The organism is Pseudomonas sp. HMWF006 (genome assembly GCF_003061205.1).
GTDB lineage: Bacteria > Pseudomonadota > Gammaproteobacteria > Pseudomonadales > Pseudomonadaceae > Aquipseudomonas > Aquipseudomonas monsensis.
This window is the reverse complement of record NZ_QAIU01000401.1, coordinates 36207-37385: the sequence shown is the minus strand read 5'-3', so window position 1 is coordinate 37385 and position 1179 is coordinate 36207. Positions and strand designations below refer to the sequence as shown.

General features: G+C 63.4%; 2 protein-coding genes. Both read right to left on the bottom strand.

From position 1 onward, the window contains the following. The coding region (locus tag DBR24_RS32480) for a hypothetical protein (RefSeq protein WP_256591571.1) at positions 1–103 on the bottom strand (103 nt) is incomplete at its 3' end. A gap of 96 nt (positions 104–199) precedes the next feature. Beyond that, the coding region (locus DBR24_RS32475; RefSeq protein ID WP_256591569.1) for an ATP-binding protein at positions 200–1179 on the bottom strand (980 nt) is incomplete at its 5' end.

Here is a 1179-nt window from a genome sequence, read left to right as displayed (position 1 = left end):
ACCATTCCTGCAACGGCAGGTCGATGCGGTACAGGTTGGTGCCGTCCAGCGACGGCGGCTGGTTGGTGACTTCGTGGGTTTCGGCGAACTGATGCAGGTTCATGACGGGGCTCCTTTGGTCAGCCAGAGAACCAGTTAAGCACCGCCCCACGCCCCATCAAAGTGTCATATCCGCCGAACTGGCGGCGCTTTTACCCTATCAACAACACAACACCCGGCGCTCCAGCGCGGACTGCAAATCCTCGAATTTCACCGGCTTGTTGAGGTAGTCGATCGGCGCTCCGCTGGCGCACAGCTCGCGATCGGCGCTCAGCGCCAGCATGAATACCGGCAGACTGGCGCAACCTGGCAAGGCGTGGATCTGGCAAGCCAGCGCCGCGCCATCCTGTGCGGGCAACTGGCAATCGATCAGCACCGCGTCGAAGCTTTCGCGCTGCAGGCAATCCAGCGCCGCCGCACCATTATCGGCAGTACGCACGCGGAAACCGAGCTTGAGTAACATGCCGCGCATCACCAGTTGGTTGACGCTGTTGTCATCCACCAGCAGCACTGTGCAGTCCTGCGGTTCACGCACACAATCGCGCGATGGCTGGGGTGTTGGCGCCGCCTCGACCGCCGGCAGCTCGAACTCGACATCGAGCTGGAAGCGGCTGCCGCGACCGGGTTCGGAACGATGCGTGAGTTTACCGCCGAGCAATTCCACCAGTTGCCGGCAGATCGCCAGGCCGACGCCCAATCCGCCGTACTCGCGTGTCATTGACCCGTCGAGCTGGAAGAAGCGCTGATACAGGGTTGCCTCGCCCAGGTCGGTAAAACCGATGCCGGTGTCAATCACCGCAAACGACAGCGCCAGACGATTGTCCGACGCAGGCTTGCCGGTCACGCGCAGGGCCAGACCGCCGACGCGGGTGAACTTGATCGCGTTGTCGAGCAGGCATTCCAGGCATTGCGCCAGTTTCACGCTGTCGCCGTGCAAACGGTCCGGCAGGGTCGGCAGTACCTCGACCTTGAAGTCCAGCGACTTGCTCGCCGCGTTGCCGTCGAACTGCAGCCGCAACGCCTCGACCACCCCGCGCAGGCTGAAACTGTCCGGCGTCGCCTTGAGCTTGCCGGCCTGCAGTTCGGTGAGGGTGAGGATGCCGTTGACCATGCGCATCATGTCGCGGGCGGAACCGGCGG